This is a genomic window from Bacillus sanguinis (assembly GCF_018332475.1).
In the GTDB taxonomy this organism is placed as follows: domain Bacteria; phylum Bacillota; class Bacilli; order Bacillales; family Bacillaceae_G; genus Bacillus_A; species Bacillus_A sanguinis.
Genome location: NZ_BOQB01000362.1, coordinates 1 through 6,245, shown reverse-complemented (window position 1 = coordinate 6,245; position 6,245 = coordinate 1). Strand labels below are relative to the sequence as shown.

At 33.0% G+C, this 6,245-nt stretch carries 4 protein-coding genes; 2 read left to right on the top strand and 2 right to left on the bottom strand.

Annotated features, from left to right (window positions below; genetic code table 11):
• Positions 1–227 precede the first annotated feature (227 nt).
• Together KI369_RS25990 and KI369_RS25985 are read left to right on the top strand one after the other, a co-directional pair.
• Complete coding sequence (locus KI369_RS25990; RefSeq protein ID WP_212958315.1) at positions 228–764, top strand: DinB family protein; 537 nt, start codon at positions 228–230, stop codon at positions 762–764.
• Between the two features lie 504 nt (positions 765–1,268).
• Positions 1,269–1,601, top strand: coding sequence for a DUF1904 family protein (locus tag KI369_RS25985; protein ID WP_001120954.1), 333 nt, complete (start codon positions 1,269–1,271; stop codon positions 1,599–1,601).
• A 618-nt stretch (positions 1,602–2,219) separates the two neighbouring features.
• Here the strand turns inward: KI369_RS25985 and KI369_RS25980 are convergent.
• Both KI369_RS25980 and pulA read right to left on the bottom strand, forming a co-directional pair.
• Entirely contained in the window at positions 2,220–2,819 is a 600-nt protein-coding gene (locus KI369_RS25980; protein WP_212958313.1) for an undecaprenyl-diphosphatase, read from the bottom strand.
• A gap of 422 nt (positions 2,820–3,241) precedes the next feature.
• Entirely contained in the window at positions 3,242–5,812 is a 2,571-nt protein-coding gene (gene pulA, locus KI369_RS25975) for a type I pullulanase (protein ID WP_212958311.1), read from the bottom strand.
• Positions 5,813–6,245 lie beyond the last annotated feature (433 nt).

Below are 6,245 nucleotides of genomic sequence, written 5' to 3'. Positions count from 1 at the left end.
TCATCAAAAGTAATCAAAAATCAGTTCATATCAAAGAACTCCTAATAGAACGATATTCTAAGAGTTAAATCAAAAATCCTTTTTCAGTTTGTTAATTGATGTGAAAGTACACGATTTCGACTAAGGTAATAGATGAATTTTTTTATTGTAATTTAGAACTTTCAGATTAATTTGAAACTCTTTTATGATAAGCTGTACTTAAAGATTAAATATAAAGGATGATTCGTATGCAAATTAGACCGAAGGCAAGTGAATATAACTCTTATTATGCAACGTATATTAACTTAGTATCAGACGGAAATATCATACATATTTTAGAACAACAAATAGAGGAAACGAATTTTTTATTAAAAGAGATTTCTGATAGTGAGGGGCTTTTCCGATATGCGCCTACTAAATGGAGTATAAAAGAAGTAATCGGCCATATTGCAGATACAGAGCGTATTATGGCTTATCGCTTGTTATCTATTGCTCGAGGCGAGACAGCAGAACTTCCAGGCTATAACGATGATATGTACGTTCTTAAAGCTGCTTTTGATAAGCAATCTATGAAAGATCTTCTTGAGAATTTAATAGTTGTTCGCCAATCTACTGTGCATTTACTGAAAAGCTTAGATAAAGACACTTGGTTACAAAAAGGAAATGCGAACAAATCTGAAGTTACAGTTCGTGCATTAGCATACATCATAGCTGGACACGAGCTTCATCATCTACAAATTATAAAAGAACGTTATTTTGGTTCTAATCGATATCCAGTAAGTTAATACTTGAAGTAAAAGAGTCCATTTATGTAGGGCTCTTTTTCACTATTTATAAACTTCACCACATAAGATGCAAACTAGCCCTTATAAGGGTACCGTCACATATCCATCAACTTAAGAATTCAGAATTACCCCAAAACGAAAAAATATACTTTTTGTTACAAGTTAACACAAAATTTCGTTCTGAAGGTACTAAAAAATTTAGCTTGATAGTGATCGGATAGCGTCAGGATTTTGCGCTTTTACAAAGTTAAGGATAAAAAGTCTTTTGTATCAATGTTTCTTAGTTCGTTCCAATAGAGTAAAGCCTATTGAGACAAGGCTAATATAACGTGGAATAAGGCTTTTGAATGTCTCATATAACTTATTTCAAAATTCAATCCGCATTTTCAGGACGGGACCCCATTCTGAAGAATATCGTTGAAATGTATCAATAGATTCTAGTGCAGCAAAATAAATTGTGCTATGATGTGAACAAATATAAAGCTATCTAACGGAGGGGTTCACATGCCGCATGTTGTGTTTCGTGGAATTACTACTGAACAATTAAAACACATAAGTAAACCATTAGTAGAAGAGCTCGCAGAGATTTGTGAGTGTGGTACGGATAATTTTACGTTGGAACTACCAAGTTCTACGTTTGTATTTAATGGAGAAGAAATAGAAGCGTTTCCTCTTATTGAAGTGAAATGGTTCGAGCGTGGACAGGAAATTCGTGATAGATTTGCCAAGGCCATTACTACATATGTAATGGATTTTGGACTTCCAGAAGTAGAGGTTGTTTTTACGGTTTTCACAGAATCAGCGTATTATATTAACGGGAAGCATTGTGCAAGTTAGATCAATTCGAAAGATTTTTGTAACCTTTATAAGGGGGAGAACCACATCACTATCAAGGTAATAAGACAAAATCCCCCCTAAAAAGAAAAAGGCGTTATTCTTTCTGAGAAATCATAGGAAAGGATAACGCCTTTATATCAATATGACGGTATTCTATATGATAAAATTAACATCGTTCCAAATTTATATATTGGGGGCACGCCACATGTCCATCAACTGAAGAAAATAAGTTACCCCAAAAACGATAAAAATATACTTCGGTGCTATAAAAACACAAAATTTCCATTTAGGGGATACTTTAAAATTTTAGCTTGATGGGAGTGGAATCACCATGTTATTTGGAAGTGTACAAATCCCTTCTTGTTTTTATTAAGGATGGGATTAGGCTATTCATTATGTTTCTCTACATTATCTAAACTACTATAATGGTTGTTTTTAATTTAACAACATTGCAAAAATATGGCCTTCATTGTTATCTAAATAGTAGGTAATAAACTGTTTTATTACCTAGACGTACTACCCATTCCTTTTCGTCTTCATGGATATAAATAAGTGTATTGAATGTCTCGGCCCAATCAACTTGGGGAGAATAGTAATGAGGATGATAAAAGTCTATACTTAAAATCCCTTTGATTTGTTTTTGGATGGTAAAACATGTTTCTCTACTCTTTCATATTGAGTAAGTAGTTGCCTAATAAAAGATAATTTCGGTACTAACCAATACGAAAATACCGCTGAAATACATCCTATTAAAGCCCCTATTGCAACGTCAAAAGGGTAATGAACCCCTACCCAAATACGAGAGATCGCTACACAAAGTGCAAGTATAAGCCATAACCATCCAGTTTTTTTACGAACAAGCCAAAACGAAAAACAAATTGAAAAAAAGAGAATCGTATGGTCACTAGGAAATGAATTATCTACAGCATGGTCAACAAGTTTATTCACATCAGGTAATACTGCAAACGGTTGATAATTCAGATGAAATTTCCCCGCTATTTTCCCAATCACCTCAGCAATTACAAAAGCAAACATCGCTTGAATAACCATCATCCTACTTTTTCTGGACCTAGTAAACCAATAAGCTAAAATAATTAAAGCAAAAATATATACCATATATTCTGCCAAAAATATCATGGTTGAGTTTAGGAATGAATATTGTTTACCTAAATCATTAATTGCTCGAAAACTATCAATATTGAATTGAGAAAAAGACATTTTCAAACCCCTCCTTTTTAGTAAGTTGCTTTACGGATTGCTATATACTTCCATTACATGAATAGTGTTGGTTATTGTACCCATCTAAAAATAACAATCTCTTATGACACCGCTTTCTTCTTTTTCACTTTAATAAAAAAAGAAAAAGGAAAACATCGAACTTTCTTACAAACATTCGTGCATTCTTACAGTTTTGTCATTTTTTCGTCACTATGTAAATAGGATCATCGTTTTGCCTTTTGCTATATTCATAAACTCTTATATCTAAAACCAAGGAAACGATAATTACACATAAAAAAGAGAAGAACTTGGTAAGTTCTTCTCTTTTTTTATTAAATTGTAATATAATTACAGTATGTGAAATTATACTATTTTAACTTTAAAAGCGAAGTGAAGCCAACCTTCCATCCGCTTTTGGGCATTTATTTAATCGGTTTCTCTGTTTTTAAAACTAATGAACTTAACGCAGGAACTTTAATTTTATTATGATGGACAACATAAAGTGTTTTACTACCTGCCTGTTTACCGTCTACTAACACTTTCCAAGGACCTTTCGATGGAAGCGTTATGTCAACGGATTCCCTATTTGCATTATGAGCCACCATAAAGTATTCGTTTTTATTTCCATTGCCCTTTCCATCTATTGAATAAGCCACAACATTTTTTGGAACATCAATAAATGATACTTGTTTATTAATTTGTTCTGCAGATGTTATTCTAAAGGCTGAGTACTTTTTGCGTAATTCTATTAAGCCCTTCATATATTCTACCTCGTTATTAAATGCAGCACGGCGCAACCAGTCCATTTGGTTAATTGAATCAGGAGATTTGTAACTGTTATGATCACCATATTTCGTGCGCATAAACTCTTGTCCTGCATGTAAAAATGGAATACCTTGTGATGTTAATAAAATCGAAGAAGACAATTTGTGCATTTGTTTTCGCACTTCTTCACTGTCACCCGGATTAGTCAACTCAAGTTTGTCCCATAATGTATGATTATCATGTGCTTCCACATAAGTTAGCACCTGCTCCGGATCTTGATAAGTAGACGAATTAATGTCGTAGTCAATGCCTGCTGTAATCCCTTTTTTAATACGGTCTTCCATGTTTTCCTTCCCATTTACAAAGCCATTTTCTTTCTCCTCAAATACACTACCTTTCAATCCATCTCGTATATTATCGTTAAAATGAGCAATCCCTTTCATTTTCTTTGCATTTTTTTGATTTGCTTTCAACTCCGCTGCAAGAGGTGTATTTAAATCCCAACCTTCTCCATGCAATATAATAGAAGGATCAATTTGATTAACAGCTTTACGTATTTCATTCATCGTTTCATAATCATGAATACCCATTAAATCAAAACGGAATCCGTCTAAGTTATATTCTTTTGCCCAGTATGCGACCGAATCCACCATGAATTTTCTCATCATTTTTCGTTCTGAAGCTGTATCATTTCCTACTCCGGTTCCATTTGCAAATGTTCCGTCTTCATTGTAACGATAATAATAACCTGGAACTAACTTATGAAAATTAGATTCAGTAGCATTGTACATATGGTTATATACTACGTCCATCACAACACGAAGATTATTATCATGCAGTGTTTGAATCATTTGCTTTAGTTCAGTTATTCGAACAGTAGGCTCATTTGGATTTGTAGAATAGGAGCCTTCTGGCACGTTGAAATTTTTCGGGTCATATCCCCAGTTATATTGTGGTTCGTTTAAATTCTCTTCATTTACTGATGCATAATCAAATATCGGTAAAAGCTGAACGTGCGTAACACCAAGATCTTTCATATGATCAAGGCCTGTTTTCACACCTTCAGGACCTTTTGTTCCTTTTTCAGTTACCCCTAAATATTTTCCTTTCTGCTTAATGCCACTTTCTGGCTGAATAGAAAGATCGCGTACATGCAATTCATAAATAATAGCATCTTCTGGATTTTTTAATTTTGGCTTTTTGTTTGCTTTCCATTTTTTCGGATTTGTTTCTTCTAAATCAACAACTGCCCCTTTATCTCCATTTACAGAAGCAGCACGTGCATACGGATCAACAGCTTCAGTCCACTTATCACCAATTTTGACCTTATACGTATAAAAGAGTCCTTTTTGGTTCCCCTTTAGTTCTGCTGTCCAAGTTCCCTTTTCACCTTGTTTCATGTTTATTTCAGTACCTATTTTATCGTTCCAGTTTTTATATGTAACTAACTTCGCTTCGCTTGCAGTAGGAGCCCATAAACGGAACTTTGTATGTTGCGCGGTATATGTATTTCCTAAATCGTTACCACCATAATAAAATAAATTATCAAATTCCTCGCTACGAATGACTTTACCAATTTCAGTATTCGTATCAGCTAAGTTTTCTATTTTAACTTTGTATGTTTGTTTTAAATCAATTTTCTGTTCCGTAATTATTTTGACCTTATTCGTAATGTCTCCACTGTTTATATCATAAGGAGTAATATTCTTAATTTTAATGCCTTCCATTTCAATTTTCTTTTCCTTAAAATGAAACGGGACATTAGTCGTTACAGTAATTTCATGGAAACTATCAATAGTTGCTTTTTGAATTGAGAGGTCCGATGACGGCTTAGAATGATATACTTTTTCATCACCCGAAAGAATCCATACTTCAGCACGACCATCCTTTATATTTTCAATCCAACGATCCCCACCATCTTTTTCCCACTCATTTGTACGAATGATAAATCCTAAACGGTTATAGTCACCATCTATATTAATCTTTGCGTACTTTCCAAACTCATCTTTACCATTAAATTCATATGATTTTCCGCTTGCATTTTCTCCCCATATCCAAAGGTTCCAGTCTTTTGTATTTCCAGACTGCTCTTTGTAATGAATGATGACTTCAGTTGTTTTCGAATTTGAAACGGCCTTTATACTTTGAAAAGAGAAAACCGATGATAACATAACGATTAAAGTAAGTAATAAAACTGTTTTGTTAATTAATCTTTTTGTAATTTGCACCACATACACCCTTTCTTCAAATATTACTAACGATTTATTATGCTTTCACTGAATAACACTGCTTAAATTAATCTAGAAATCTCTTTTACTTCACCTCCATATTGGCTATTTTCACGTATGTATTTCAATGACCTTTTAATACGAAAACGTTTGCATTAATACTTAAAAAAAATAGATTTGTTTATGTCTTCATATATTTATAAATACTAAAAGATCAGGGAAATTATTTTAAAGCAATCGTTTGTTATCGCTTTCATTCTATAGTACTTCCTACCAAGAGGTCAATATATTATTAATTTTCAGTTTTTAAATTTTAATCTTTATATATTTTTCACAAATTATTGAAGATAGACAGCTTCATTATCGCTTAGTAAGTTTATTTTCACTCATACATTGCTGCATAAAAAAACAGCTACTATCTTTAAAATGAAAG

Excerpts from the sequence above, each read along its gene's own strand:
- KI369_RS25990 (WP_212958315.1), top strand. The coding sequence starts at position 228 with ATGCAAATTAGACCGAAGGCAAGTGAATATAACTCTTATTATGCAACG.
- KI369_RS25980 (WP_212958313.1), bottom strand. The coding sequence starts at position 2,819 with ATGTCTTTTTCTCAATTCAATATTGATAGTTTTCGAGCAATTAATGAT.
- KI369_RS25985 (WP_001120954.1), top strand. The coding sequence starts at position 1,269 with ATGCCGCATGTTGTGTTTCGTGGAATTACTACTGAACAATTAAAACAC.